General features: G+C 57.7%; 24 protein-coding genes. 20 read left to right on the top strand and 4 right to left on the bottom strand.

The genetic code is table 11. The features are described 5' to 3' along the window. Nucleotides 1-60 precede the first annotated feature (60 nt). The 3 genes from tamA to PGR23_RS14690 are packed head-to-tail and all read left to right on the top strand — an operon-like array spanning nucleotide 61 to nucleotide 5,911. On the top strand, nucleotides 61-1,794 hold the full coding sequence (gene tamA / locus PGR23_RS14680) for an autotransporter assembly complex protein TamA (RefSeq protein ID WP_045396922.1): 1,734 nt from the start codon (nucleotides 61-63) through the stop codon (nucleotides 1,792-1,794). Beyond that, nucleotides 1,791-5,567 (top strand): autotransporter assembly complex protein TamB, encoded by a 3,777-nt coding sequence (gene tamB / locus PGR23_RS14685; RefSeq protein ID WP_047078405.1) that lies wholly within the window; start codon nucleotides 1,791-1,793, stop codon nucleotides 5,565-5,567. Before tamA ends, tamB begins: the two co-directional genes overlap by 4 nt. 2 nt (nucleotides 5,568-5,569) lie before the next feature. Then, nucleotides 5,570-5,911 (top strand): gamma-glutamylcyclotransferase family protein, encoded by a 342-nt coding sequence (locus tag PGR23_RS14690; protein WP_015704194.1) that lies wholly within the window; start codon nucleotides 5,570-5,572, stop codon nucleotides 5,909-5,911. 188 nt (nucleotides 5,912-6,099) lie between these two features. On the opposite strand, the gene PGR23_RS14695 is transcribed toward PGR23_RS14690, so the two are convergent. Continuing rightward, the gene (locus PGR23_RS14695; RefSeq protein WP_396279999.1) at nucleotides 6,100-7,287 is read right to left on the bottom strand and encodes a hypothetical protein; all 1,188 of its coding nucleotides are present in this window, start codon (nucleotides 7,285-7,287) and stop codon (nucleotides 6,100-6,102) included. 74 nt (nucleotides 7,288-7,361) lie between these two features. Next, nucleotides 7,362-7,892 (bottom strand): inorganic diphosphatase, encoded by a 531-nt coding sequence (gene ppa, locus PGR23_RS14700; RefSeq protein WP_015368588.1) that lies wholly within the window; start codon nucleotides 7,890-7,892, stop codon nucleotides 7,362-7,364. Between the two features lie 404 nt (nucleotides 7,893-8,296). Between ppa and ytfQ the strand changes: the two genes are divergently transcribed. The 4 genes from ytfQ to yjfF all read left to right on the top strand — a co-directional run bounded on the left by ytfQ (nucleotide 8,297) and on the right by yjfF (nucleotide 12,880). Further along, nucleotides 8,297-9,253: a galactofuranose ABC transporter, galactofuranose-binding protein YtfQ gene (ytfQ, locus tag PGR23_RS14705; protein WP_015704195.1), complete on the top strand. Its 957-nt coding sequence runs from the start codon at nucleotides 8,297-8,299 to the stop codon at nucleotides 9,251-9,253. A 103-nt stretch (nucleotides 9,254-9,356) separates the two neighbouring features. Next, the gene (gene ytfR / locus PGR23_RS14710) at nucleotides 9,357-10,859 is read left to right on the top strand and encodes a galactofuranose ABC transporter, ATP-binding protein YtfR (RefSeq protein ID WP_045394681.1); all 1,503 of its coding nucleotides are present in this window, start codon (nucleotides 9,357-9,359) and stop codon (nucleotides 10,857-10,859) included. A gap of 10 nt (nucleotides 10,860-10,869) precedes the next feature. Beyond that, on the top strand, nucleotides 10,870-11,895 hold the full coding sequence (ytfT, locus tag PGR23_RS14715) for a galactofuranose ABC transporter, ATP-binding protein YtfT (protein WP_047065993.1): 1,026 nt from the start codon (nucleotides 10,870-10,872) through the stop codon (nucleotides 11,893-11,895). Continuing rightward, the gene (yjfF, locus tag PGR23_RS14720) at nucleotides 11,882-12,880 is read left to right on the top strand and encodes a galactofuranose ABC transporter, permease protein YjfF (RefSeq protein ID WP_015368584.1); all 999 of its coding nucleotides are present in this window, start codon (nucleotides 11,882-11,884) and stop codon (nucleotides 12,878-12,880) included. Before ytfT ends, yjfF begins: the two co-directional genes overlap by 14 nt. A gap of 42 nt (nucleotides 12,881-12,922) precedes the next feature. Here yjfF and fbp read toward each other — a convergent pair whose 3' ends face one another. Further along, entirely contained in the window at nucleotides 12,923-13,921 is a 999-nt protein-coding gene (gene fbp / locus PGR23_RS14725) for a class 1 fructose-bisphosphatase (protein WP_015368583.1), read from the bottom strand. Between the two features lie 174 nt (nucleotides 13,922-14,095). Between fbp and mpl the strand changes: the two genes are divergently transcribed. Together mpl and PGR23_RS14735 are read left to right on the top strand one after the other, a co-directional pair. Further along, complete coding sequence (gene mpl, locus PGR23_RS14730; protein WP_032709697.1) at nucleotides 14,096-15,469, top strand: UDP-N-acetylmuramate:L-alanyl-gamma-D-glutamyl-meso-diaminopimelate ligase; 1,374 nt, start codon at nucleotides 14,096-14,098, stop codon at nucleotides 15,467-15,469. A 68-nt stretch (nucleotides 15,470-15,537) separates the two neighbouring features. Continuing rightward, the gene (locus tag PGR23_RS14735) at nucleotides 15,538-16,059 is read left to right on the top strand and encodes a GNAT family N-acetyltransferase (protein ID WP_047046241.1); all 522 of its coding nucleotides are present in this window, start codon (nucleotides 15,538-15,540) and stop codon (nucleotides 16,057-16,059) included. Nucleotides 16,060-16,160: 101 nt separating this feature from the next. On the opposite strand, the gene yjgA is transcribed toward PGR23_RS14735, so the two are convergent. Continuing rightward, entirely contained in the window at nucleotides 16,161-16,712 is a 552-nt protein-coding gene (gene yjgA, locus PGR23_RS14740) for a ribosome biogenesis factor YjgA (protein WP_015368580.1), read from the bottom strand. A 94-nt stretch (nucleotides 16,713-16,806) separates the two neighbouring features. Between yjgA and pmbA the strand changes: the two genes are divergently transcribed. From pmbA to PGR23_RS14795, 11 genes are all read left to right on the top strand, one after another. Further along, entirely contained in the window at nucleotides 16,807-18,159 is a 1,353-nt protein-coding gene (gene pmbA, locus PGR23_RS14745) for a metalloprotease PmbA (RefSeq protein ID WP_045360325.1), read from the top strand. Between the two features lie 64 nt (nucleotides 18,160-18,223). Then, nucleotides 18,224-18,610, top strand: a complete 387-nt coding sequence (cybC, locus tag PGR23_RS14750; RefSeq protein WP_015368578.1) for a cytochrome b562 — start codon at nucleotides 18,224-18,226, stop codon at nucleotides 18,608-18,610. A 289-nt stretch (nucleotides 18,611-18,899) separates the two neighbouring features. Then, on the top strand, nucleotides 18,900-19,238 hold the full coding sequence (locus tag PGR23_RS14755) for a PRD domain-containing protein (protein ID WP_015368577.1): 339 nt from the start codon (nucleotides 18,900-18,902) through the stop codon (nucleotides 19,236-19,238). A 10-nt stretch (nucleotides 19,239-19,248) separates the two neighbouring features. After that, the gene (locus PGR23_RS14760; RefSeq protein ID WP_015368576.1) at nucleotides 19,249-19,611 is read left to right on the top strand and encodes an SFCGS family glycine-rich protein; all 363 of its coding nucleotides are present in this window, start codon (nucleotides 19,249-19,251) and stop codon (nucleotides 19,609-19,611) included. A 2-nt stretch (nucleotides 19,612-19,613) separates the two neighbouring features. Beyond that, nucleotides 19,614-19,913: a DUF4312 family protein gene (locus tag PGR23_RS14765; protein ID WP_015368575.1), complete on the top strand. Its 300-nt coding sequence runs from the start codon at nucleotides 19,614-19,616 to the stop codon at nucleotides 19,911-19,913. 21 nt (nucleotides 19,914-19,934) lie between these two features. Beyond that, on the top strand, nucleotides 19,935-20,711 hold the full coding sequence (locus tag PGR23_RS14770; protein WP_015368574.1) for a DUF4311 domain-containing protein: 777 nt from the start codon (nucleotides 19,935-19,937) through the stop codon (nucleotides 20,709-20,711). Nucleotides 20,712-20,724: 13 nt separating this feature from the next. Continuing rightward, nucleotides 20,725-21,369, top strand: coding sequence for a DUF4310 family protein (locus PGR23_RS14775; protein WP_015368573.1), 645 nt, complete (start codon nucleotides 20,725-20,727; stop codon nucleotides 21,367-21,369). 112 nt (nucleotides 21,370-21,481) lie between these two features. Next, a complete protein-coding gene (locus PGR23_RS14780; RefSeq protein ID WP_047046238.1) occupies nucleotides 21,482-22,615 on the top strand; it encodes an amidohydrolase/deacetylase family metallohydrolase in 1,134 nt (377 codons plus the stop codon). Beyond that, nucleotides 22,599-23,717: a DgaE family pyridoxal phosphate-dependent ammonia lyase gene (locus PGR23_RS14785; RefSeq protein ID WP_396279998.1), complete on the top strand. Its 1,119-nt coding sequence runs from the start codon at nucleotides 22,599-22,601 to the stop codon at nucleotides 23,715-23,717. Before PGR23_RS14780 ends, PGR23_RS14785 begins: the two co-directional genes overlap by 17 nt. Then, complete coding sequence (gene dagF / locus PGR23_RS14790; protein WP_045394691.1) at nucleotides 23,714-24,454, top strand: 2-dehydro-3-deoxy-phosphogluconate aldolase; 741 nt, start codon at nucleotides 23,714-23,716, stop codon at nucleotides 24,452-24,454. Before PGR23_RS14785 ends, dagF begins: the two co-directional genes overlap by 4 nt. A gap of 320 nt (nucleotides 24,455-24,774) precedes the next feature. Continuing rightward, the gene (locus tag PGR23_RS14795; protein ID WP_045394693.1) at nucleotides 24,775-25,926 is read left to right on the top strand and encodes a lactonase family protein; all 1,152 of its coding nucleotides are present in this window, start codon (nucleotides 24,775-24,777) and stop codon (nucleotides 25,924-25,926) included. Nucleotides 25,927-25,932 lie beyond the last annotated feature (6 nt).

A 25,932-nucleotide genomic window follows, 5' to 3' on the forward strand; every position in this document is an offset into this window, starting at 1 on the left:
AAGCCGTGGAGCGGCACTTGCGTTTCCTTCGGGGGGAAACAAGGATATTCAGGAGAACACGTGCAACAAATCCGCCAGATATGCGTTACCAGCCTTTTGCTGGTCAGCGGGGTCGCCAGCGCAGCGAATGTGCGTTTGCAGGTTGAGGGGTTATCCGGGGAACTGGAAAAAAACGTCCGCGCCCAACTATCCACGATCCAGAGCGATGAAGTCACGCCGGACCGTCGTTTTCGCGCGCGCGTCGATGACGCCATCCGCGAGGGGCTGAAAGCGCTGGGTTACTATGAACCCACCATCGATTTCGATCTACGTCCGCCGCCCAAGAAAGGGCGCCAGGTACTGATTGCCAAAGTAACTCCCGGCGAGCCGGTGCGCATTGGCGGTACCGAGGTGATCCTGCGCGGCGGCGCGCGCACCGACCACGATTACCTGGATCTGCTGAAAACGCGTCCGGCAATTGGCACGGTGCTCAATCACAGCGACTATGACGGCTTCAAGAGCTCGCTCACCAAGGTGGCGCTGCGCAAAGGCTATTTCGATAGCGAGTTCAATAAAAGCCAGCTTGGCGTATCGCTCGATCGCCATCAGGCTTTCTGGGACATCGATTACAACAGCGGCGAGCGTTACCGCTTTGGCCCGGTAAGTTTTACCGGTTCGCAGATCCGCGAAGAGTACCTGCAAAACCTGGTGCCCTTTAAACAGGGTGATTATTACACCTCACAGGATTTGGCGGAGCTGAACCGCCGCCTGGCGGCGACCGGCTGGTTTAACTCGGTGGTCGTCGCGCCGCAGTTTGATAAATCACGTAAAACCAAGGTGCTGCCTCTGCAGGGCGTCGTTTCGCCACGCAAAGAGAACACCGTGGAAACCGGGATCGGTTATTCGACAGACGTCGGACCGCGAGTGAAAGCAACGTGGAAAAAGCCGTGGATGAACTCCTACGGCCACAGCCTGACCTCCAGCGTCAGCCTCTCCGCGCCGGAACAGCAACTCGATTTTAGCTACAAAGTCCCGCTGCTAAAAAGCCCGCTTGAGCAGTATTACCTGATGCAGGGCGGTTTTAAGCGTACCGACCTTAACGATACCAAGGCCGACTCCACCACCCTGGCGCTGTCGCGCTATTGGGAGATGTCGAGCGGCTGGCAGCGCGCGATTAACCTGCGCTGGAGTCTGGACCACTTTACCCAGGCCAACGTCACCAATACCACCATGCTGCTTTATCCCGGCGTCTCGGTGAACCGCACCCGCTCCCGCGGCGGGCTGATGCCGACCTGGGGCGATTCCCAGCGCTATTCGGTGGACTACTCCAACACCATGTGGGGCTCGGACATTAACTTTATCGTCATGCAGGCGCAGGACGTGTGGATCCGCACCCTCTATGACCGCCACCGCTTCGTGGTGCGCGGCAACCTCGGCTGGATTGAAGCCGATGACTTCAGCAAAGTCCCGCCGGATCTGCGTTTCTTCGCCGGTGGCGACCGCAGCATTCGTGGTTATAAATACAAGTCGATCTCGCCGAAAGATGACGACGGCAAGCTGATCGGTGCGTCAAAGCTGGCGACAGGTTCGCTGGAGTATCAATACAACGTCACCGGGAAATGGTGGGGCGCGGCGTTTATCGACAGCGGCGAAGCGGTGAGCGATATCCGTAAAAGCGATTTTAAAACCGGCGCGGGCGTCGGCGTGCGCTGGCAGTCGCCGGTTGGGCCGATCAAGCTGGATATCGCCCGACCCATCGGCGACAAAGAAGAACACGGTTTACAGTTTTACATCGGTCTGGGGCCTGAATTATGAGTTTATGGAAGAAGATAAGCCTCGGCGTATTACTCTTTTTAGTGCTGCTGATTGGCGCGGTCGGCTTTTTAGTCGGCACCACTACCGGTTTGCATCTGGTACTGAAAGCGGCGGACCGCTGGGTGCCGGGACTGGAGATTGGCAAGGTCACCGGCGGCTGGCGCGACCTGACCTTACAGAACGTACGCTTCGAACAGCCGGGCGTGGCGGTGACGGCCGGCCAGTTCCATCTCGGCGTCAAGTTGCGCTGTCTGTGGGATAGCAGCCTGTGCGTTAATGATATCTCGCTGCGCGATATCTACGTCGCTATCGATACCAAAAAGATGCCGCCTTCGACGCCGGTAGAGGAAGAAGATTCCGGCCCGCTGAACCTGTCGACGCCATATCCTATTACCCTCAGCCGCGTGGCGCTGCATAACGTCAATGTCAAAATCGACGACACCGCCGTTTCGCTGCGCGATTTCTCCACCGGCCTGAACTGGCAGGAGAAAAACCTGACCCTGACGCCGACTTCGCTCCAGGGCTTGCTCATCGCCCTGCCGAAGGTGGCGAAAGTGGCGCAGGAGCAGGTGGTGGAGCCGAAAATTGACCATCCGAAACCGGAAGAGAAACCGCTCGGCGAGACGATGAAAGATCTGTTCTCGCAGCCGGTGCTGCCGGAAATGGTCGATGTGCATCTGCCGCTGAATCTTAATATTCAGGAGTTCCGCGGCGAACAGCTGCGCCTGACTGGCGACACCGATATGACCGTCTACAGCCTGCTGCTGAAGGTCAGCAGCATCGACGGGCAGATGAAGCTCGATGCGCTGGACGTCGATTCCGACCAGGGCAAGGTTACCGCTTCCGGCACCGCGCAACTGCAGGATAACTGGCCGGTTGATATCACCCTCGACAGCACGCTGAACATCGACCCGCTGAAAGGCGAGAAGGTGAAGCTGAAAGTAGGCGGCGAGCTGCGTAAAAAACTGCAGGTCGGCGTGGATTTAGCCGGCTCGGTGGCCATGACCCTGCGCGCCGAAGCGCAGCTGGCGGAAGCCGGTCTGCCGCTGAATATGGAAGTGAAAAGTAAACAGCTGTACTGGCCGTTTACCGGCGAGAAACAGTTCCAGGCGGATGATCTGCAGCTGAAATTCAGCGGCAAAATGACCGACTACACCATGGCGTTCAGTACCGCGGTCAAAGGGCAGTCGCTGCCGCCGGCTAAAATTACCCTTAATGCTAAAGGCAACGAACAGCAGGTAAATATCGATAAGCTGACCGTGGCGGCGCTGGAGGGGAAAACCGAACTGAAAGCGTTGCTCGACTGGCAGCAGGCGATCAGCTGGCGCGGTGAATTGACGCTCGATGGCATTAATACCGCCAAAGAGGTGCCGGACTGGCCGTCGAAGCTGAACGGGATTATCAAAACCCAGGGTAGCCTGTATGGCAGCAGCTGGCAGATGGCGGTTCCCGAGCTGAAAATTACCGGCAACGTGAAACAGAATAAAGTGGATGTCCACGGTTCGCTGCAGGGTAACAGCTATATGCAGTGGAAAGTGCCGGGACTGCATCTGGCGCTTGGCCCAAACAGCGCCGACGTAAAAGGCGAGCTGGGAGTGAAAGACCTCAACCTTGACGCCACCATCGACGCGCCGCATCTCGACAACGCGCTGCCGGGGCTTGGCGGCACGGCGAAAGGTCTGCTGAAGGTGCGCGGCACCATCGACGCGCCGCAGCTGCTGGCGGATATCACCGCTCGCGCCTTACGCTGGCAGGAACTGACGGTAGCCCAGGTCAACGTCAAAGGCGACGTGAAGTCCAGCGATCAGATTGGCGGTAATCTTGATGTACGCGTCGATCGCATCAGCCAGCCGGGCGTCAACATCAGCCTGGTGCAGCTGAATGCCAAAGGTACCGAGAAGCAGCATGATTTACAGCTGCGCGTACAGGGTGAGCCGGTGTCGGGCCAGCTGACGCTGGCGGGCAGCTTCGATCGTAAAGAGGAGCGCTGGAAGGGCACCCTGAGTAATACCCGTTTCCAGACACCGGTCGGGCCGGTAGCGCTGACGCGCAACATCGCGCTGGATTATCGTAATCAGGAGCAGAAAATCAGCATCGGGCCGCACTGCTGGAGCAACCCGAACGCCGAGCTGTGCGTACCGCAAACCATTGATGCCGGCGCCAGCGGGCGCGCGGTGGTCAATCTCAACCGTTTCGATCTGGCGATGCTGAAGCCGTTTATGCCGGACGCGACCCAGGCAAGCGGCGTGTTTAGCGGTAACGCCGATGTCAGTTGGGACACCACCAAAGAGGGACTGCCTCAGGGCAAAGTCACCCTCAGCGGGCGCAACGTCAAAGTTACCCAGACGGTCAACGACGCGCCGCTGCCGGTGGCGTTCGATACGCTTAACCTCAGCGCCGACCTGCATAACAACCGGGCGCAGTTGGGCTGGCTGATACGCCTGACCAATAACGGCCAGCTTGATGGCCAGGTGGAAGTGACCGACCCGCAGGGGCGGCGTAACCTTGGCGGCAACGTCAACATCAGCAACTTCTCGCTGGCGATGATTAACCCGATCTTCGCTCGCGGCGAGAAAGCGGAAGGCAAGCTTAATGCCCGTCTGCGTCTGGGCGGCAACTTGCAGAGCCCGCAGCTGTTTGGCCAGATGCAGTTGAGCGGCGTCGATATCGACGGCAACTTTATGCCGTTTGATATGCAGCCGAGCCAGCTGGCGATGAACTTCAACGGGACTCGCTCGACCCTGCAGGGGACGGTGAATACCAAACAGGGACAGATTGCGCTGAGCGGCAACGCCGACTGGACGCAAATCGATAACTGGCGCGCGCAGATTGCGGCGAAGGGCAGCCGGGTGCGCATTACCGTGCCGCCGATGGTCCGCCTGGATGTTTCTCCGGATGTGGTGTTTACCGCTACGCCAAGCCTGTTTAACCTCGATGGCCGCGTTGACGTACCGTGGGCGCGTATTGTGGTGAACGAGGTGCCGGAGAGCGCGGTGGGCGTCTCTTCCGATGAAGTGATGCTGGATAAAGATCTGAAACCGATCAAGCCGCAGAGCGCCGGTATTCCGATCAACAGCAACCTGACGATTCACGTCGGCAACAACGTGCGTCTGGACGCTTTCGGCCTGAAAGCGCGTCTGACCGGCGATCTGAAAGTGGCGCAGGATAAGCAGGGGCTGGGGCTCAACGGCCAGATTAATATTCCGGAAGGCCGTTTCCACGCTTACGGTCAGGACCTGATCGTGCGTAAAGGCGAGCTGCTGTTCTCCGGGCCGCCGGATCAGCCGCTGCTTAATATCGAAGCGATTCGTAACCCGGAAGCCACAGAAGACGACGTGATCGCCGGCGTTCGCGTCACCGGTTCTGCCGATCAGCCGAAGGCCGAGATCTTCTCCGACCCGGCAATGTCCCAGCAGGAAGCGCTTTCATATCTGCTGCGCGGCCAGGGTTTAGGCAGCGAACAGAGCGATAGTGCGGCGATGACCTCAATGCTTATTGGAATGGGGGTTGCACAAAGTGGTCAGGTTGTGGGTAAAATCGGCGAGACGTTTGGCGTAAGCAATTTGGCGCTGGATACCCAGGGGGTAGGCGACTCCTCCCAGGTGGTGGTCAGCGGCTATGTGCTGCCGGGTCTTCAGGTAAAATACGGCGTCGGCATCTTCGACTCTTTGGCGACGCTTACCCTGCGTTATCGCCTGATGCCTAAGCTATATATGGAAGCGGTGTCTGGCGTAGACCAGGCTCTCGATTTGCTCTATCAGTTTGAGTTTTAGCAATGCGAATATTTGTTTACGGCAGTTTACGACGCAAACAAGGCAACAGCCACTGGATGACCAACGCCCAGTTGCTGGGCGCTCATAGTGTCGACGATTATCAGCTGTACAGCCTGGGCCACTATCCAGGCGCGGTGCCGGGCGAGGGCACAGTACATGGTGAAGTGTATCGTATCGACGCATCGACGCTGGCCGAGCTGGATGCGCTGCGCACCAAGGGCGGTGAATACGCGCGCCATCTGATCCAAACGCCTTACGGCAGCGCGTGGATGTATGTCTACCAGCGCTCCGTCGAGGGGTTTGCGCAGATTGAGAGCGGAAACTGGTTGGACAGAGACCAGTAATTGAAAACGGCAACGCCACCTTCGGGTGGCGTTGTTTTTTTACCTTGTGGCCATCAGCTGTCAGCGTATATTCCTCGTTTAATCGCTATACCATTACCACAAATGAAAATGACTCTTGCCAAGCAACAGAAGGGCCGCCAGCGTGGTGAGTGCGAGAAACGACAACCGCCGTGTTAGGGTGCTGAACATTATGCTATCTCCTGTAATGGGGTGTTGGCGGCGACTCGCGTGAGGTAACCTCTTAATGCCGTTCGCAGCGCCAGCCAGTCACGTACGCTTTGTGACAAACAGCGGGCAACTGGGCCGATAAGCTCCAGGATTGCCAGCGTTCCGCTGAAGCAAAGTAGTAAGAGAGACAACATGTCCAGTGAATCGCGAAGCAACCACCAAAAATCCCTGCCTGACTTGTAGGGGTTATTTAACTCCATGCCAAGTACGAGTAAGTACAGCACCAGCGCGATGCCATAGAACAGGTTATAGAGTAGTGACATTTGCCGGTCGCCGGGATAACAGGAATGATTTTTCAGAAAAGCGCCCCCGTCGCTGACGTTGTATAACGCATGGATGTCGTTATTTTCCCGTTGGTAAACGGCGACTATCCGATCGCCGATAGCGAGAAAGGGCGGTTGACGGCGGTAAAAAAGGGGATGCAGGCCGAAATTGGCGAAACCGATCTGCCAGAAGAAAGCCAGCGGCGCAGCATCGCATTGCATCCCAACGCCGTGGTATTCCCGCGTTGGGGTTCCCGTGAACCACTTCTTAAAAATGATATTGCTAATTTTTCCCGTCCTGACGGCATAGCGTTGCGGAAGCGTTTCGGTAAAAGCCAGCGCCGCCTGACGAACGACCGGCGGCGTTGCCTGTATCGCCTGACAAAATGAGAAGTCGCCGCGGCGCGCCAAATTCATCTTCGCCAGCAGATCGCGCATATCGGGGAGGCGTTTTAACGCCGGGCGAAACAGTAGCTCGCAGAGGCCAGACAGCAGCGCGATTAACGCCAGTACCGCGATAATGCCGAAGCCCATCTTTCCCCATTCTGAATCGATGTAAATGACAGGGATGAGCGTTGCGATGAGGACCAGTAGGCTAACCAACAGCAGCGGCCGGGCCCATGGCTTTGCTAATTGGTCAGGTTCAAGTAGCGTTGCGCCGTCGCTCAACCAGTGGATCCAGTAGCAACCGTTACGCAAGCGGCGGGCGCCGATGTGCAGGGGGTAGTTAAGCTGCAGGCGGTCAAAAAGCGTGGGATCGCTAAAATGGCGTTTATTGGTATAAAAGACATGCTCGCCAGCAATGAGGCGCAAATAGGTTTGCCCTTCAGAGGCTGCTGTGGTGAAACCGGAATAGTTCAGGGTGAAATAGCGAGTGCTTTTCACGGGGTACCCTCCATGGTGATATTGCGGCAATCCGTGCCGCAGTCAGGCAGGGGATGACCCTGCCTGAGACAGAATTACTTCTGTTTAGCGCGCTCGAAGGAAGCAACGATTTCAGCTTTCGCCGCTTCAGCGTTGTCCCAACCGTCGACTTTAACCCACTTGCCTTTTTCCAGATCTTTGTAGTGCTCGAAGAAGTGAGTGATCTGGGCTTTCAGCAGTTCCGGCAGGTCGTTCACATCTTTGATGTGATCGTATTCTTTGCTCAGCTTGGTGTGCGGTACCGCAACCAGCTTGGCATCTTCACCGGATTCGTCGGTCATTTTCAGTACGCCAACCGGACGGCAGCGGATAACTGAGCCTGGCTGCAGCGGGTACGGGGTCGGGACCAGCACGTCAACCGGGTCGCCGTCCAGAGACAGAGTGTGGTTGATGTAGCCGTAGTTGCACGGATAGAACATCGCAGTGGACATGAAACGGTCAACAAACAGCGCGCCGCTCTCTTTGTCAACTTCGTATTTGATTGGGTCTGCGTTAGCTGGGATTTCGATAACGACGTAGATGTCTTCCGGCAGCTCTTTGCCCGCAGGTACGTTGAGTAAGCTCATGTCTGTTTCCTTTAAAAATGTTTGGCAAACAAGTGCCCGGTATTATAGCCAACTCACATCGAATGTCTTCGCTTCTTTTTGCCCTGATGCAGGGGGAAGCGTCTGAATTTCTCCTCATCAGATAACCCTAAAATCCATAAAGATAGCTACATTCTGAATAAAATTGTGTAAACGCTTTCATTATCGCGAACGGCGGTTATCCAGAAGACAAATTTTCGCCATTGGCGCAGGCCATGCCGTTGGGCGGGAAGCCTTATCGCCGCTCAGCTCAGATAAATCGCATTAATTAACATTTTATTTACTTTTTCGAAGTGTGATGTAACGCATTCAGTTACATAACGGATTGTCTATAGTTTGTTCGCAGGTGAGCATTTAACCAACAATAACCCTACGAGGATCATCTTATGTGGAAGCGCTTACTTCTTGTCACCGCGGTTTCGGCAGCTATGTCGTCTATGGCGATGGCCGCCAACCTGACCGTAGGATTTTCGCAGGTCGGCTCTGAATCGGGCTGGCGCGCGGCCGAAACGAATGTTGCTAAGGAAGAAGCGGCGAAGCGTGGCATCACTCTGAAGATTGCCGACGGTCAGCAAAAACAGGAAAACCAGATTAAAGCCGTGCGCTCGTTCATTGCCCAGGGCGTGGACGCGATCTTTATCGCGCCGGTGGTGGCGACCGGTTGGGAGCCGGTACTGAAAGAAGCGAAAGAGGCCAATATCCCGGTGTTCCTCCTCGACCGTTCGATCGACGTTAAAGATAAGTCGCTGTATATGACCACGGTCACCGCCAACAACGTGCTGGAAGGCCAACTGATTGGCGACTGGTTGGTGAAAACCGTCGATGGCAAGCCGTGTAACGTTGTGGAGCTCCAGGGCACCGTGGGCGCCAGCGTCGCTATCGATCGTAAGAAAGGCTTCGCCGAGGCGATTGCCAAAGCCCCCAACATCAAGATTATCCGCTCGCAGTCCGGCGACTTCACCCGCAGTAAGGGGAAAGAGGTGATGGAGAGCTTTATCAAAGCGGAGAATAACGGCAAGAACATCTGCATGGTCTACGCCCATAACGATGACATGGTCATTGGCGCGATCCAGGCCATTAAAGAGGCCGGGCTGAAGCCGGGCAAAGATATCCTCACCGGCTCTATCGACGGCGTGCCGGATATCTATAAAGCCATGATCGCCGGCGAGGCGAATGCCAGCGTCGAGCTGACGCCGAATATGGCCGGTCCGGCGTTTGATGCGCTGGAAAAATACAAAAAAGACGGCACCCTGCCTGAGAAGCTGACCATTACCAAATCGACCCTCTACCTGCCGGATACGGCAAAAGAAGAGTTAGAGAAGAAGAAAAATATGGGTTACTAAGCCTTCATGAAAATGCCGGGGGCGCTACGCTTGCCCGGCCTACATTTCGCTCTTTTGTAGGCCGGATAAGCGCAGCGCCATCCGGCGTGATGCAGGGGGAACCATGACCAGCGACCAACACCAGGAGATCCTTCGTACCGAAGGACTCAGTAAATTCTTCCCCGGCGTGAAGGCGCTGGATAACGTCAATTTCAGCCTGCGGCGTGGCGAAATCATGGCCCTGCTGGGCGAAAACGGCGCCGGAAAATCGACGCTGATTAAAGCGCTCACCGGCGTGTACCATGCCGAACGCGGAGCGATTTGGCTGGAAGGCCAGCAAATTTCGCCGAAAAACACCGCCCACGCTCAGCAGTTGGGTATCGGTACCGTCTACCAGGAAGTTAATCTGCTGCCGAATATGTCGGTGGCGGATAATTTGTTTATTGGTCGCGAGCCGAAGCGCTTTGGCCTGCTGCGGCGCAAAGAGATGGAAAAGCGCGCCACCGCGCTGATGGCCTCTTACGGCTTCTCGCTCGACGTGCGCGAACCGCTGAACCGTTTTTCGGTGGCGATGCAGCAAATCGTCGCTATCTGCCGGGCCATCGACCTGTCGGCGAAAGTACTAATCCTCGATGAACCGACCGCCAGCCTCGACACTCAGGAAGTGGAAATGCTGTTCACCCTGATGCGCCAGCTGCGCGATAACGGCGTCAGCCTGATTTTCGTGACCCATTTTCTTGACCAGGTCTATGCCGTCAGCGACCGTATTACCGTGCTGCGCAACGGCAGCTTCGTCGGCTGTCGGGAGACCCGCGAGCTGCCGCAAATCGAACTGGTCAAAATGATGCTGGGGCGCGAGCTGGACCATCAGGCGCTGCAGCGCGCCGGGCGCACGCTGCTCAGCGATAAGCCGGTGGCGGCGTTTGAAGATTTTGGCAAGAAGGGCACGATTGCGCCGTTTACTCTGCAGGTGCGGCCGGGCGAGATCGTCGGCCTGGCCGGGCTGTTGGGATCCGGTCGCACTGAAACGGCGGAGGTCATCTTCGGCATCAAGCCCGCCGACAGCGGTAAAGCGTGGATCAAGGGCAAGCCGCAAACGCTGCGCTCGCCGCATCAGGCCTCCTGCCTCGGCATTGGCTTCTGCCCGGAAGACCGCAAAACCGACGGCATCATCGCCGCTGCTTCGGTGCGGGAAAATATTGTGCTGGCGCTACAGGCGCAGCGCGGCTGGCTGCGGCCGATCCCGCGTCGTGAACAGCATGAGATTGCCGAACGCTTTATTCGCCAGTTAGGTATCAGGACGCCCAGCGCCGAACAGCCAATCGAATTTCTCTCCGGCGGCAACCAGCAGAAGGTATTGCTGTCGCGCTGGCTGCTGACCAAACCCCAGTTCCTGATCCTCGATGAGCCGACGCGCGGTATCGACGTCGGCGCCCACGCCGAGATTATTCGTCTGATAGAAACCCTCTGCGCCGATGGCCTGGCGCTACTGGTTATCTCCTCGGAGCTTGAAGAACTGGTTGGCTACGCCGACCGGGTGATTATCATGCGCGATCGCCAGCAGGTAGCGGAAATCCCGCTCGCCGAGCTATCGGTCCCGGCGATCATGAACGCGATTGCGGCATAAGGAGCCCAGCATGATGCCCAGAACTGTTTCACAAAGCGGACAGCCAAAACGGCGCTTTAGCTGGCCGAAAGGAATGCCGCAAATTATCGCGCTATTGCTGGTACTGGCGGTGGATAGCCTGGTGGCGCCGCATTTCTTCCAGATTCTGCTGCAGGATGGGCGGCTGTTCGGCAGCCCGATTGACATTCTCAACCGCGCGGCGCCGGTGGCGCTGCTGGCGATTGGTATGACGCTGGTCATCGCCACCGGCGGCATCGATCTGTCGGTTGGCGCGGTGATGGCCATCGCCGGGGCGACCGCCGCCTCAATGACCGTCGCCGGGCACAGCCTGCCGGTGGTGCTGCTCGCCGCGTTAGGCGCAGGCGCGCTGGCCGGCCTGTGGAACGGCATTCTGGTAGCGGTGCTGAAGATCCAGCCTTTCGTGGCCACGCTGATCCTGATGGTTGCCGGGCGCGGCGTCGCGCAGCTGATTACCTCCGGGCAGATAGTCACCTTTGATTCGCCGGCGCTTTCCTGGCTCGGCAGCGGCTCCCTGTTGCTACTGCCGACGCCGGTGATTATCGCCGTCGCAACGCTGCTGCTGTTCTGGCTGTTTACCCGCCGGACCGCGCTCGGCATGTTTATTGAAGCGGTGGGGATCAATATCCGCGCGGCGAAAAATGCCGGGGTGAACACCCGCATCGTGGTGATGCTGGCCTATGTACTAAGCGGCATCTGCGCGGCGATTGCCGGCATTATCGTGGCGGCGGATATCCGCGGCGCCGACGCCAATAACGCCGGATTATGGCTGGAGCTGGACGCCATTCTGGCGGTAGTGATCGGCGGCGGTTCGCTGATGGGCGGGCGCTTCAATCTGCTGCTGTCGGTGGTGGGGGCGCTGATTATCCAGGGGATGAACACCGGGATTTTACTCTCCGGTTTCCCGCCGGAGCTCAACCAGGTGGTGAAAGCGGTGGTGGTGCTGTGCGTACTGATCGTTCAGTCGCCGCGCTTTATCGGTCTACTGAAAGGGGTACGCGGCCGTGATAAAACGTAATTTACCTTTGATGATTACCCTCGCGGTATTCGTGCTGGGCTATCTCTACTGCCTGACCCAGTTTCCGGGGTTTGCTTCGACGCGGGTGATTTGCAATATCCTGACCGATAACGCTTTCCTTGGCATTATCGCCGTTGGCATGACCTTCGTGATCCTCAGCGGCGGTATCGATCTGTCGGTCGGGTCGGTGATTGCCTTCACCGGCGTGTTTCTCGCCAAAGCGATCGGCTTTTGGGGGATCTCGCCGCTGCTGGCCTTTCCGCTGGTACTGGCCATGGGCTGCGCCTTTGGCGCGTTTATGGGATTGCTGATCGATGCGCTGAAGATCCCGGCATTTATCATCACCCTCGCCGGTATGTTTTTCCTGCGCGGCGTGAGCTATCTGGTCTCGGAAGAGTCGATTCCCATTAACCACCCGCTGTATGACACTCTGTCCGGGCTGGCGTGGACCATCCCCGGCGGCGGCCGCCTGAGTGCGATGGGGCTGCTGATGCTGCTGGTGGTGGTGCTGGGCATTTTCCTCGCCCATCGTACCCGCTTTGGCAATCAGGTTTATGCCATCGGCGGCAACGCCACGTCGGCCAATTTGATGGGCATTTCCACGCGTAGCACCACTATTCGCATCTATATGCTGTCGACCGGCCTGGCGACGCTTGCCGGAATCGTCTTCTCTATCTACACCCAGGCGGGCTACGCGCTGGCGGGCGTCGGCGTGGAGCTGGACGCTATCGCCTCGGTGGTGATAGGCGGCACGCTGCTGAGCGGCGGCGTCGGAACGGTGCTGGGGACGCTGTTCGGCGTGGCGATTCAGGGGCTTATTCAGACCTACATCAACTTTGACGGTACGCTCAGTTCATGGTGGACGAAGATTGCCATCGGCATCCTGCTATTTATCTTCATCGCGCTGCAGCGCGGGCTGACGGTGCTGTGGGAAAATCGCCAGAATGCGGCGGTGACTCGCGTGGGTGGGGCGGTGAATCGCTGACAGGGAGCTCCCTTCCCGCAAGGCGGGAAGGGAAGGCAGAAATTAAGCGTCCGGGAACTCTTTAATGAAGTTCTCGACGTCTTCTACCATGTGGTCGTTGCCGACAAAGAACGAACGGCGCTGGTGCAGGCTTTCCGGGATGATATCGAGAATACGCTCTTTACCATCGCTGGCTTTGCCGCCCGCCTGTTCCGCCAACATCGCCATCGGGTTGCATTCGTACAGTAAACGCAGTTTCCCTTGCGGGTGGCTGGCGGTGCTTGGATACAGGTAGATGCCGCCTTTCAGCAGGTTACGGTGGAAGTCGGCCACCAGAGAACCGATATAGCGCGAGGTGTACGGGCGCTGGGTCTCTTTATCTTCTTCCTGACAGTACTTGATGTACTTCTTCACGCCCATCGGGAACTTGATGTAGTTACCTTCGTTGATGGAGTAGGTTTTGCCTTTCTCCGGGAAGCGCATCCGCTCCTGGCTCAGGCAGAAGACGCCGAGTGACGGGTCGTAGGTAAAGGCGTGCACGCCGCAGCCGGTGGTGTAGACCAGCATGGTAGAGGAGCCGTAAACCACATAACCCGCGGCAACCTGTTTGTTACCCGGCTGCAGGAAGTCTTCTTCGGTGACCGGCGTACCGACCGGCGTGACGCGGCGGTAGATAGAGAAGATAGTCCCCACGGAGACGTTAACGTCAATGTTGGAGGAGCCATCCAGCGGATCCATCAGCACAACGTATTTGGCGTGTTCGCACCCTTCGAAGACCACGATTTCATCTTCTTCTTCCGAGGCGATACCGGCGACGATATCACGTGCGCGCAGTGCAGCTTTTAATTTTTCATTCGCGAACAGGTCCAGCTTCTGCTGAACTTCACCCTGAACGTTTTCCGCACCGCTGGCACCCAGGATATCGACCAGACCGGCCTTATTGATATCGCGGTGGATGATCTTGGCGCCCAGTTTTATTGCCGACAACAAAGCAGTCAGCTCACCGGTAGCGTGGGAGAACTCGTGCTGCTTTTCGACAATAAATTCACCTAACGTTTTCATAACTCGTTCCCTGCATTTTTATGTTGAGTAAAACGAACGCAACAATCTTAACAAATAATAAAAAAACTGCGCACAGGTGAATCGCGCCAGCAAATGCAGATTTGCCTGAAATGCATTTCTCAGGGGGCATACATATGGGTAAAATGCGGGTCAGATTAATGAGGGAAGTAACGAATGCGCATTCATATTTTAGGAATCTGTGGCACGTTTATGGGGGGGCTGGCAATGCTGGCACGTTCCCTCGGGCATCAAGTAACCGGCTCGGATGCTAACGTTTATCCGCCAATGAGCACCCTGCTGGAAAATCAGGGTATCGATCTGATTCAGGGCTACGACGCCAGCCAACTGGACCCGCAGCCGGATCTGGTGATTATCGGTAACGCCATGACCCGCGGTAATCCGTGCGTCGAAGCGGTGCTGGAAAACAACATTCCGTACATGTCCGGCCCGCAGTGGCTGCACGACTTCGTCCTGCGCGACCGCTGGGTGCTGGCCGTTGCCGGTACTCACGGTAAAACCACCACCGCCGGCATGGCGACGTGGATCCTCGAAGCCTGTGGCTATAAGCCGGGCTTCGTTATCGGCGGCGTACCGGGGAACTTCGATGTTTCCGCACGCCTGGGCGACAGCCCGTTCTTCGTGATTGAAGCCGACGAATATGACTGCGCCTTCTTCGACAAGCGTTCTAAGTTCGTTCACTACTGCCCGCGCACGCTGATCCTCAATAACCTTGAGTTTGACCATGCGGATATCTTTGACGACCTGAAAGCGATTCAGAAACAGTTCCACCACCTGGTGCGCATCGTGCCGGGCAAAGGCAAGATTATTCTGCCGGAGAGCGACATCAACCTGAAGCAGGTGATGGCGATGGGCTGCTGGAGCGAACAGGAGCTGGTGGGCGAGCAGGGGCACTGGCAGGCGAAGAAACTCAACGCCGATGCCTCGCAGTGGGAAGTCCTGCTCGACGGCGAAAAGGTCGGCGAGGTGAACTGGGCGCTGGTCGGCGAGCATAATATGCACAACGGCCTGATGGCGATTGCCGCGGCGCGTCATGTCGGCGTGGTGCCGGCGGATGCCGCTAACGCGCTGGGCAGCTTTATCAACGCCCGTCGCCGCCTTGAGCTGCGCGGCGAAGCCAACGGCGTGACCGTCTACGACGATTTTGCCCACCATCCGACGGCCATTCTCGCGACGCTGCAGGCGCTGCGCGGCAAAGTCGGCGGCACCGCGCGTATTCTGGCGGTGCTGGAGCCACGTTCCAACACCATGAAAATGGGCGTCTGTAAAGACGATCTGGCGCCGTCTCTCGGCCGCGCCGATGAAGTCTTCCTGCTGCAGCCGCAGCATATCCCGTGGCAGGTGGCGGAAGTGGCGGAAGCCTGCGTACAGCCGGCGCACTGGAGCGCCGACGTTGATACGCTGGTGGATATGATCGTGAAAACCGCGCATCCGGGCGACCATATTCTGGTGATGAGCAACGGCGGTTTCGGCGGTATTCATCAGAAGCTGCTGGATAAACTGGCGCAAAAAGCGGCCGCGGCAGAGTAAGCGCGAACGCCTCCGGTTACTGCCCTCCGCGTGAGGGCAGTTTTGTTTTCGCCACCAGGGATTGTGTGATGCTGACCTGTGAAAAAGTCATTTCTACCGACTCGCCCCATTTCGCCGCGCTTGACGCGCTGTACGCCCGTGCCTTTCCGTGGCACGAACAGCGTGAAAGCGACGCCAAACTTCAGGCGTTGAGCAACCCGCACTATGCGCTGGAAGCGTGGTTTGATAACGGGGTATTTATTGGCCTGAGCGGCTGCTGGCAGTTTGCCGGTTATAGCTATATCGAACATCTGGCGATTGACGACACCCTGCGTTCGCGCGGCTATGGCAAACAGCTGCTGGCGCAGATCCTGACGCGCGCGCCGCTGACTATTCTGGAAATCGATCCGCTCACCAGCGAAATCGCCCATAAACGGCTGCGCTTTTACCAGTCGATGGGATTCCATGCCAATGCCTGGGCGCACCGCCATCCAACCTATCATCAAGGGATCGACGATCATGAACTGCTGGTGTTGAGCTATCCGCAGCCGATCGATGTGGCGCGGTATCAGCAGTTTGCCGAGGATTTAGGGCACGAGGTCATGAGGTAAGGTTTGCGATGCGCTGACCGGAGCTAGCCACCGGATACCGATTCGTAGCCCGGATAAGGCGCAACGCGCCGCCATCCGGGAGATGGCGGTTAGCGTGGGAATTAGCCTTCGTTCTCGGCCAGTTCGCGCAGATACTGGAAGATCAGGCGCGCGGATTTCGGCGGCTTGTTGCCTTCTTTCTCTTTCTTGGCATTGCGGATCAGTGAGCGCAGCTGCTGACGGTCAGCGTCTGGCCACAGGTTCAATACCTCTACGACAGCATCATCGCCATTATCAATCAGGCGATCGCGGATTTGTTCCAGCTTATGGAACAGCGCCACCTGCTGGTTGTGACGGTTCTTCAGCTTATCCAGCGCCTGGCGAATCGGATCGACGTCGCGGTTACGCAGCATTTTACCAATCAGCTGCAGCTGGCGGCGGCGGCCTTCTTTTTTGATACGCTGGGCGAGTTCAATGGCGTCGCGCAGGTCGGTATCGAGCGGCAGCTTATCCAGCGCGTTCTTACCGAGGTCTACCATTTCCGCGCCAAGACGCTTCAATTCTTCCGCGTCGCGCTTAATTTCACTCTTGCTGACCCAGATAATTTCATCATCTTCATCTTCAACGTCATCACCGGGCACGTCGTCGAGCCAGTCTTCGGGCTGCTTTGTCATCTCAGGCTCCTTAAAAAAGAGGCTAATGTTACCAGTTAAGGCGCGCACTGAAAAACGGTTCTCTGTTAGACTTCAGTTAACTCCTTCTTACATTATGGCATTAGCAATGAAAGTCATCTCTCAAGTTGCACAGCAGCGTAAGACGCTGGAAGAAGCCGTTAGTACGGCACTGGAACTGGCGGCAGGCAAATCCGACGGTGCGGAAGTCTCCGTCAGCAAGACCACCGGCATCGGCGTCAGCACCCGCTACGGTGAGGTGGAGAATGTTGAATTCAATAGCGACGGCGCGCTTGGCATCACCGTTTATCATCAAAATCGTAAAGGCAGCGCCTCTTCGACCGACCTGAGTCCGGACGCTATCGCGCGTACCGTGCAGGCGGCGCTGGATATCGCGCGTTACACTTCGCCGGACCCGTTTGCCGGCGTGGCGGATAAAGAACTGCTGGCCTTTGACGCCCCGGATCTGGACCTGTTCCATCCGGCGGAGGTCTCCCCGGACGAAGCCATCGAGCTGGCCGCCCGCGCCGAGCAGGCCGCCCTGCAGGCCGACAAACGCATTACCAATACCGAAGGCGGCAGCTTCAACAGCCACTATGGAATTAAAGTTTTCGGTAACAGCTATGGCATGCTCCAGAGCTACTGTTCGACTCGCCACTCGCTCTCCAGCTGCGTGATTGCCGAAGAAAACGGCGATATGGAACGCGACTACGCCTACACCATTGGCCGCGCCCTTGGCGATTTACAGACCCCGGAGTGGGTCGGCAACGAATGCGCCCGCCGCACCTTGTCGCGCCTGGCGCCGCGTAAGCTGTCGACGATGAAAGCGCCGGTTATCTTCGCCAACGAAGTCGCGACCGGGCTGTTTGGCCATCTGGTCGGGGCGATTGCCGGCGGCGCGGTCTACCGTAAATCGACCTTCCTGCTCGACTCCCTCGGCAAACAGATCCTGCCGGAGTGGCTGACCATCGAAGAACATCCGCATCTGCTGAAGGGGCTGGCTTCCACGCCGTTCGACAGCGAAGGCGTACGCACCGAACGTCGCGACATCATCAAAGACGGCGTGCTGACCCAGTGGCTACTGACCAACTATTCCGCGCGCAAGCTGGGTATGAAAAGCACCGGCCACGCCGGCGGCATCCATAACTGGCGCATCAACGGCCGCGGCCTGAGTTTTGCAAAGATGCTTAAAGAGATGGGCACCGGGCTTGTGGTCACCGAATTGATGGGGCAGGGTGTCAGTGGCGTGACCGGCGACTACTCGCGCGGCGCATCCGGTTTCTGGGTAGAAAACGGCGAGATTCAGTATCCGGTTAGTGAGATCACCATCGCCGGAAATCTGAAAGAAATGTGGCGTAATATTGTCACCGTCGGCGACGATATCGAAACGCGCAGCAATATTCAGTGTGGTTCCGTGCTGCTGCCGGAGATGAAAATCGCCGGTCAATGACCTGTGTGCCGGGCGCGTCCTGCCGCGCCCGCTTGATATCTTCATAATAAAAAGGAAGTGAGCAATGCGTAAAAAACTGTTAGCGATGCTGGCCGTCTCTGCTTTTGCGCTCGGTTCGGCATCGGCGTTTGCCGACCTTGGCGAAGACATGGACACCCTTGCGGAAAATCTGCAGGTGGTACAGAAAACCTCAGACATTGGCGAGCTGAAAGCGGCGCTGAATAAGATGCGTACTGCTGCGGTTGACGCGCAGAAAGAGACGCCGCCAAAACTGGAAGGCAAAGCGGCCGATAGCCCGGAGATGAAAGATTTCCGCCACGGTCTGGAAACGCTGGTCGGCCAGATCGACGGCGCGCTGAAGTTAGCTGACGCTGGTAAGCTGAAAGAGGCGCAGGCCGCCGCAGAGGACTTCAAAACTACCCGCAATACCTACCATAAGAAGTATCGCTAATCGCCGTTTTCGGGAGGCGTCAGCCGATGTCTCCCGCCTAAAAGCCTACCCGCATCACATTTTTCCCTTTTCTTTTTCCGGTTTTTCCATCGTCGTTTTCCGCTAAACCTTGCGCATTGTTGTGATGCGCATCACGCCATATCACCTGTTTTTACATTTATCCGGTGAATATGTGGAGTCGATCACCTAAGCCTTCTCCCTTTCCACTTCGAAGTGGAAAACAACTCGCTACAAACTCCTGACCCCCGGCGCTACTTTGGATTCCAGAGACATCAGCGGGGTAACACAAGTGAATAACGGAGCGGTAATAAACGACGTAGGGGAGCAGGCGGCGCAGACCGAACGCCTGGCTGACAAGATGTTACAGCAGGTATTCGCCCTGTTAAGCCGTCACGACATCGTCCCTAACGACGTTCAGGAGCAAATGCTGACTTCCCACGTGCGGGCCATGGCCCACCGGTCAATCAGCGGCGAACCGCTACCGGAAGTGGATGCCAGTCTGTTCGAAGAAATTTCTGAAGATTCAATGATGCTGGCCCGCGAAGTGGTCGCGCAGTTCGGCAACCTGCCTGATGAAGAGGCCTGGTTGCTCTCCGTCCACTTCGAAGTCGCAAAAGAAAACCTGTAAGGAGCAAAACATGGAACAAATCACCGTAGTTATTGGCGACCGTCTGGGTAAAGGACAAAAAGTCGCGGCAGGCGCAGAAAAAGCCGGCGCACGTGCAGTGGTCGTCCCTGGCGTTGCTGCAGATATGAAACTTGGCGACATGATGAAAGCGGAAAACGCCTCTTTCGGCATCTCCTTCTGCGGCAGCGGCGGCGCAGGCGCTATCACCGCGCAGACCAAGTACGGCTACAAAGCAAAATACGGCATGCGTTCTATTGAAGAGGGCGTCACCGCCATCAACGAAGGTTGCAACGTGCTGGGCTTCGGCTTCATGGATAAAGAAGAGCTGGGCGAGCGCCTGGTTGAAGCCTGGAAAAAGAAATACGGCGCATAAGTATGAAAGAGCAATTCACCACCACGGTGAGGGTTGCAGGCAAAGGCGAAAGCAAATCACGGGCCTTCGCCGATGCCCTTAACCATGTGCAGGCTGCGGTGATGAAATCATCATCGCGCATCCTACTGCGTATTGAGCCACAGGACGTGACGGTTGTTCATGCGCGCGAAGCGGTACGAAAAGAGGCGTTTCTGTTCATCTTTTTGCGCCGTGAACGACGGACCTACAGCGTGGAGCTGGACGTCACCGTCAACGTGACCGCCATCGATCTCGATAAAGTGGATTTCGTCACGCAAACCTGATTGTTACCAAAGGGTCAGACTATGTTCCTGATAATTTTAATAAAATCGCTCATCATCGGCGGCCTGGTCGGCGTCGGCGTGGGCGCCGGAGCGGCACGCATGTTTCACGCGCCCACCACGCAAGGGATGGGGGCGTTTCGTACCTTGGGCGAGCTGAATTCCTGCGAAGGCGATCCGGCTTCTCACTTCTCTTTTGGCCTCGGCTTCTTCTTTAACGCCTGGGCCTCTTCCGTTGCAGCAGGCTCCTTCACCCAGGACGTTGACCACCGCATTATCCCGAACTGGGGCGCGGCGGCGTTGATGGTGAAAAATCGTAACGTTGGCGAAACGCTACACGATCCGAAAAAAATGGCCATTGCCTGCGGCATCATCGGCATGATCGTCGTCGCCTTCCTTAACCTGACCGCCTCTTCCGTGCCGGAAGCGCTGCAGGTCACCGCCGTTAAGGTACTGGTTCCGGCGGCAAACCTGCTGGTGAATACCGTGATGCCGGTGATTTTCTGGCTGGCGGCTATCGATGCCGGTAAGAAATCAGGCTTCTGGGCGACGATTTTCGGCGGCGCGGCGCAGCTGATTATGGGTAACGCCGTACCGGGTCTGGTACTGGGGATCCTGATCGGTAAAGGCGTAGAAGAGAGCGGCTGGAACCGGGTAACCAAAGTGATGATGATCGCCATTGTCGCGCTGTTCGTCCTCAGCGGCTTCTTCCGCGGCTTCGACATGAAGATGCTCGAATCCTTCCATCTGACCGTGCCGAACTGGCTGGACATGATCCACAACTCACTCAGCGGCAAGTAACGGGAGCCTGATAATGGAACAGAATAAAGGTTTTTGGTATGCCGACTGGTCGTTCCCGATCTTTGTTGGCCTGCTCTCCTCCGGCGTCTTCGCCGGGACGCACATGTACTACCTGTACGGCATCGGCGCATTTAACGAAGTGGCCTTCGTGGCGATGTTGAAGGCAGGGATTGATACCGGCGCGTACGGCGCGGTGGCGGCATTCGGCGCGAGCTTCCTGTTCGCCCGCATCATCGAAGGTTCGCTGGTGGGGATTCTGGATATCGGCGGCGCCATCCAGACCGGTATCGGCCTCGGCGTGCCGGCGCTACTGCTCGGCGCGGGCTTTGTCTTCCCGGTGGCGAACTTCGCCGCGTCGCTGGCAACCGGCCTGATCCTCGGCCTGGCGGTCGGCTACATCATCATTCTGGCGCGTAAGTTCACCATCAACCAGAGCGACTCCACCTACGGCGCCGACGTGATGATGGGGGCCGGTAATGCCTCCGGCCGCTTCCTCGGTCCATTGATCATCCTCAGCGCGATGACGGCGTCTATTCCTATCGGGATTGGTTCTTTGGTTGGCGCACTGCTGTTCTACATCTGGCAGAAACCGATCACCGGCGGCGCCATCCTCGGCGCGATGATCCTCGGTTCCATCTTCCCGATTGCGATTAGCTAATCGCCCGATGGCGCTGCGTTTATCGGGCCTACAAGTCAGCGCGATTTGTAGGCCGGATAAGGCGGTACGCCGCCATCCGGCAACAGATTCACTCTTTCATCAGGAGATAGCTATGTTTGATTTACTCCTGCGCCGTGCGCGCCTCGTCGACGATACCCTGACTGATATCGCCATCCAGGACGGGAAAATCGCGGCGCTGGGCGAGATTAGCGCGCCCTCCCGTAAGACCATAGAACTGAACGGCAAGGTTTACGTCAGCGCTGGCTGGATTGACTCTCACGTTCACTGCTACCCGAATTCACCGATTTATCATGATGAGCCGGATAGCGTCGGCATCGCCACCGGCGTCACTACCGTGATCGATGCCGGCAGCACCGGCGCCGACGACGTCGATGACTTCTATCAACTGACCCGTAAAGCGGCGACGGAAGTTTATGCGTTGCTCAACATCTCCCGAGTCGGGCTGATTGCGCAGAATGAGCTGGCGAATATGGCCAATATCGACGCCGCCGCGGTGAAGCAGGCGGTGCAGCGTCATCCTGACTTTATCGTCGGCCTGAAGGCGCGGATGAGCAGCAGCGTCGTCGGCGAAAACGGCATCACGCCGCTGGCGCGCGCCAAGGCCATTCAGCAGGAAAACGGCGATCTGCCGCTGATGGTGCACATCGGCAATAACCCGCCGAACCTCGATGAAATCGCCGATCTGCTGAGCAGCGGCGACATCATTACCCACTGCTATAACGGCAAGCCGAACCGCATTCTTAATCCTGCCGGCGAGCTGCGCAGCTCCATTACTCGTGCTCTGCAGCGCGGCGTGCGCCTCGATGTCGGCCACGGTACCGCCAGTTTCAGCTTTGAAGTGGCGCGGCGGGCGATTGCGATGGGCATTCTGCCGCACACCATCAGCTCCGATATTTACTGCCGTAACCGTATCGACGGCCCGGTACGCTCGCTGGCGCTGGTGATGTCGAAATTCCTCGCCATCGGCATGACCCTGCCGCAGGTGATTGACTGCGTGACCGTCAGCGCCGCCGAGGGGCTGCGCCTGGCGCGTAAAGGGCGCCTGGAAGCGGGCTTCGATGCCGATTTAACGCTATTTAGCCTGCAGCATCAGCCCACGTTATTGGTGGATGCTGAAAAAGAGAGCCTGCAGGCTGACAACATTCTGGTGCCGCTGGCCGCGATTCGCGCGGGCAAGGGCTATCTGACCGAACAAGGGAGCGCGGAACATGCCTTCGATTTTTGAGAAATACCATTTAAAACAAGTTATTAATACTTCAGGCCGGATGACGGCGCTGGGCGTCTCCACGCCGCGCCCGGAAGTGGTTGAAGCCGCGATGGCCGGTATGAACCAGTACTTTGAAATGAAAGACCTGGTGAATAAAACCGGCGAGTACATCGCCAAACTGCTGGATGTGGAAGGGGCGACCGTTGTCTCCTGCGCGTCGGCGGGGATTGCCCAGTCGGTAGCGGCGGTGCTGGTGAAAGACAGCGACTGGCTGCTGGAGAACCTGCACGTTACCCCGATTGAAAATAACGAAATCGTGTTGCCGAAGGGCCACAACGTCAACTTTGGCGCGCCGGTAGGCACCATGGTGGCGTTGGGCGGCGGTAAGCTGGTGGAAGCGGGCTACGCCAACGAATGTTCTGCCCAACAGCTGGCGGCGGCGATCACTCCGCGCACCGCGGCGATTTTGTACATCAAATCCCACCACTGCGTGCAGAAAAGCATGCTCAACGTCGCGCAGGCCGCGGAAGTGGCGCGCCAGCATAACTTGCCGCTGATCGTCGATGCGGCGGCGGAAGAAGATTTGCAGTGCTACTACCGTATGGGCGCCGACCTGGTTATCTACAGCGGCGCGAAAGCGATTGAAGGGCCGACCAGCGGGCTGGTCATCGGCAAAACGCAGTACGTCGAGTGGGTTAAGCGCCAGTCGATGGGGATTGGCCGGGCGATGAAAGTGGGTAAAGAGGGCATTCTCGGCCTGACCTGCGCCATTGAACACTACCTGACGGCGACCAAAGAGAGCGGTCAGCAGATGGTGGACAAGATGACGCCGTTTATCGAACAGCTCAACACTCTCAACGGCGTGACCGCGCGGGTGGTGTGGGATAGCGCGGGCCGCGATATCGCCCGCGCCGAAATTAAATTTGATGAAGCGACCACTGGCGTGAATACCGGCGATCTGGTTAACGCGCTGAAGCAGGGCGAATACGCCATTTACTTCCGCGGCTATAAAGCTAACGAAGGCATTATCGAAGCCGATGTCCGCAGCGTGAACGTGCAGCAGCTGGAGGTGGTCGCTCGCCGCATCGCAGAAGTTCTGAATAAGGAGAAACAAGCATGAAACTGACCCCAAATTTTTACCGTGACCGCGTGTGCCTGAACGTACTGGCGGGCAGCAAAGACAACGCCCGTGAAATTTACGACGCGGCGGAAGGTCATGTACTGGTCGGCGTGCTCTCCAAAAACTATCCGGACGTCGCCAGCGCGGTGGCCGATATGCGTGAATACGCGAAGCTGATTGATAACGCGCTCTCCGTCGGGCTGGGCGCAGGCGATCCAAACCAGTCGGCGATGGTGAGCGAGATTTCTCGCCAGGTGCAGCCGCAGCACGTCAACCAGGTCTTCACCGGCGTGGCTACCAGCCGCGCGCTGCTCGGGCAGAACGAGACTGTGGTGAATGGTCTGGTCTCGCCGACCGGTACGCCGGGAATGGTGAAGATCTCAACCGGCCCGCTGAGCAGCGGCGCGGCGGATGGGATTGTTCCGCTGGAAACCGCCATCGCGCTGTTGAAAGATATGGGCGGCAGCTCTATCAAATACTTCCCGATGGGCGGCCTGAAGCACCGCGCCGAATTTGAAGCCGTCGCCAAAGCCTGCGCTGAACACGATTTCTGGCTGGAGCCGACCGGCGGTATCGATCTGGAAAACTACAGCGAGATCCTGAAAATCGCGCTGGATGCCGGCGTGAGTAAAATCATCCCGCATATTTACAGCTCGATTATCGATAAAGCCAGCGGCAACACCCGCCCGGCCGATGTTCGCCAGTTGCTGGAGATGACCAAACAGTTAGTGAAGTAGTGCCATTGTCCCTCACCCTAACCCTCTCCCAAAGGGAGAGGGGACCGTCCGGTTTTCTCCCTCTCCCTCAGGGAGAGGGGACCATCGGGTTTTCTCTCTCCTTTGGGAGAGGGGACCGTCTGGTTTTCTCCCTCAGGGAGAGGGGACCATCTGGTTTTCTCCCTCAGGGAGAGGGGACCATCTGGTTTTCTCCCTCAGGGAAAGGGGACCATCTGGTTTTCTCCCTCAGGGAGAGGGGACCGTCCGGTTTTCTCCCTCTCCCTTTGGGAGAGGGCCGGGGTGAGGGGAAACTTATCCCACCGAACCATCAAGGAGTTACCATGCCAACCGCTCGTCACCTGCTTGTTGCTTCACTGTCTTTGCTTGCCGCCGGCGCCGCCGCGCAAACCCACTACGCCTGGATTGGCACCTATAATCCTAATGGCGAAGGTCTGTATCGCTTTACCGTCGATGCCAAAACCGGCGCCCTGCGCGATAAGGCGCTGGTGAGCTCGTTGCCGAACGTCGCGCAGCTGACCGTGTCGCGCGATGGCAAAACGCTGTATGCCGCCAGTGAAGTCGAAAAAGGCGTGGTGCAGGCGTGGCGAATTGACAAGAACGGCGAGCTGGCGGAACTCAACCAGGTTGCCTCCGGCGGCGCCGGGCCGGTGTATCTCTCCCTGACGCCGGATGGTAAATACCTGCTGGTCGCCAACTACGTTAGCGGCAGCACCGCTGTGCTACCGGTGAAAGAAGATGGTAGCCTGGGCGAGGCGGTGGATGTGCATCAGGATGAAGGTCCGGCCGGCGCCGAACGTCCGGCGGCGGCCGTCGAGGGCAGCTTTGCCATTAGCGATCACAATGGCCCGCACGCCCATATGATCGCCGCCGATCCCAGCGGGAAGTTTGTTTACTCCACCGATCTGGGGCTGGATCGGATCTATCAGTACCGTCTGGATAGCGCCAGCGGCAAACTGACGCCAAACGATCCGCCGTTTATCGCCGCCTCGTCGCCGGGCGCCGGCCCGCGGCACTTCGTCTTTACGCCAAAGGGCGACGGCCTGTGGCTGATTAACGAAGAAGCGTCGACGCTAACCTTCTATCATCTTGATAAGCAAAGCGGCCTGCTGCGCGAAGGCAAAACCGTCTCCGCGCTGCCAAAAGAGTATAAGGGCACCAGCTTTGCCGCCGGCCTTGTGCTGAGCAACGATGGCAAACAGCTATACGTCGCCAACCGCCTGCATAACAGCATTGCCCACTTTAGCGTGCTGGCTGACGGCAGCCTGAGCCACCAGGAGGATATCTGGACGCGCGGGGATTACCCCCGTACGCTGACCCTGGATAATCAGGGGCAGTGGCTGTACGTCATGAACCAGCGTAGCGATAATATTACCCGTTTTAGCGTGGCGCCGAAGGATGGCAAATTAACCTTTGCCTCAGACTACACGCCGGTCGGTAGCCCATCGCAGATGGTGATATCCGCCCAACCCTGAGCCGTA

The organism is Klebsiella sp. 141162 (assembly GCF_050600755.1).
Classification (GTDB): domain Bacteria; phylum Pseudomonadota; class Gammaproteobacteria; order Enterobacterales; family Enterobacteriaceae; genus Klebsiella; species Klebsiella aerogenes.

What these genes read in the sequence shown, in the direction of transcription:
- tamB (WP_047078405.1), top strand. Translation starts at nt 1,791, where the DNA reads ATGAGTTTATGGAAGAAGATAAGCCTCGGCGTATTACTCTTTTTAGTG.
- PGR23_RS14690 (WP_015704194.1), top strand. Translation starts at nt 5,570, where the DNA reads ATGCGAATATTTGTTTACGGCAGTTTACGACGCAAACAAGGCAACAGC.
- ppa (WP_015368588.1), bottom strand. Translation starts at nt 7,892, where the DNA reads ATGAGCTTACTCAACGTACCTGCGGGCAAAGAGCTGCCGGAAGACATC.
- ytfQ (WP_015704195.1), top strand. Translation starts at nt 8,297, where the DNA reads ATGTGGAAGCGCTTACTTCTTGTCACCGCGGTTTCGGCAGCTATGTCG.
- ytfR (WP_045394681.1), top strand. Translation starts at nt 9,357, where the DNA reads ATGACCAGCGACCAACACCAGGAGATCCTTCGTACCGAAGGACTCAGT.
- ytfT (WP_047065993.1), top strand. Translation starts at nt 10,870, where the DNA reads ATGATGCCCAGAACTGTTTCACAAAGCGGACAGCCAAAACGGCGCTTT.
- fbp (WP_015368583.1), bottom strand. Translation starts at nt 13,921, where the DNA reads ATGAAAACGTTAGGTGAATTTATTGTCGAAAAGCAGCACGAGTTCTCC.
- mpl (WP_032709697.1), top strand. Translation starts at nt 14,096, where the DNA reads ATGCGCATTCATATTTTAGGAATCTGTGGCACGTTTATGGGGGGGCTG.
- PGR23_RS14735 (WP_047046241.1), top strand. Translation starts at nt 15,538, where the DNA reads ATGCTGACCTGTGAAAAAGTCATTTCTACCGACTCGCCCCATTTCGCC.
- yjgA (WP_015368580.1), bottom strand. Translation starts at nt 16,712, where the DNA reads ATGACAAAGCAGCCCGAAGACTGGCTCGACGACGTGCCCGGTGATGAC.
- pmbA (WP_045360325.1), top strand. Translation starts at nt 16,807, where the DNA reads ATGGCATTAGCAATGAAAGTCATCTCTCAAGTTGCACAGCAGCGTAAG.
- cybC (WP_015368578.1), top strand. Translation starts at nt 18,224, where the DNA reads ATGCGTAAAAAACTGTTAGCGATGCTGGCCGTCTCTGCTTTTGCGCTC.
- PGR23_RS14760 (WP_015368576.1), top strand. Translation starts at nt 19,249, where the DNA reads ATGGAACAAATCACCGTAGTTATTGGCGACCGTCTGGGTAAAGGACAA.
- PGR23_RS14765 (WP_015368575.1), top strand. Translation starts at nt 19,614, where the DNA reads ATGAAAGAGCAATTCACCACCACGGTGAGGGTTGCAGGCAAAGGCGAA.
- PGR23_RS14770 (WP_015368574.1), top strand. Translation starts at nt 19,935, where the DNA reads ATGTTCCTGATAATTTTAATAAAATCGCTCATCATCGGCGGCCTGGTC.
- PGR23_RS14775 (WP_015368573.1), top strand. Translation starts at nt 20,725, where the DNA reads ATGGAACAGAATAAAGGTTTTTGGTATGCCGACTGGTCGTTCCCGATC.
- PGR23_RS14780 (WP_047046238.1), top strand. Translation starts at nt 21,482, where the DNA reads ATGTTTGATTTACTCCTGCGCCGTGCGCGCCTCGTCGACGATACCCTG.
- PGR23_RS14785 (WP_396279998.1), top strand. Translation starts at nt 22,599, where the DNA reads ATGCCTTCGATTTTTGAGAAATACCATTTAAAACAAGTTATTAATACT.
- dagF (WP_045394691.1), top strand. Translation starts at nt 23,714, where the DNA reads ATGAAACTGACCCCAAATTTTTACCGTGACCGCGTGTGCCTGAACGTA.
- PGR23_RS14795 (WP_045394693.1), top strand. Translation starts at nt 24,775, where the DNA reads ATGCCAACCGCTCGTCACCTGCTTGTTGCTTCACTGTCTTTGCTTGCC.